Here is a 438-nt window from a genome sequence, read left to right as displayed (position 1 = left end):
GAACGGGCTAGGTGCAGCACTTCCACCTCGCCCAGCGGGCCGCGGGTGAACTCCTCGGCGATGGCGGTGAGGTTCTTGTTCATGGCGAAGGCGTGGACTGTCTGCTCCCACTCGGTGGCCTCGTCGTAGCGCAGGCGGGCGCGATAGGCCCATTGCCGGGTGAGATGGAACAAGGCGACGTTGCGGCCCACCGAGGACGCTGTGAGGACTTTGCCGGTCCTGGCGGGTCCTGGGAGGGCTCCGACGTCTCCGAGGGCCTGCGCAAGCTCCTGGAGGCCGTCGAGGGCGGTTTCCTCGCCCCACAGCGGCACGTGCTGGCGGTGGACCGGGTTCTTGGTCACCCGGCCCGCGTATCCAACGTCCCCGCCCAGGACGTCGACGAGGCCCTGCTCGATACGGGCTAGGTGGTTGATCGGCTTCCTGCGGGCGGAGTCGGTG

At 68.9% G+C, this 438-nt stretch carries 1 protein-coding gene; it reads right to left on the bottom strand.

What is annotated here, in order from left to right:
• The coding region (locus ACWCOM_RS18500) for a replication initiation protein (RefSeq protein WP_454550205.1) at positions 1-438 on the bottom strand (438 nt) is incomplete at both ends.

This window comes from Kocuria sp. KH4, from assembly GCF_053711175.1.
Note: the sequence above shows the minus strand (reverse complement) of the source record. Positions and strands in the feature narration are given on the sequence as shown.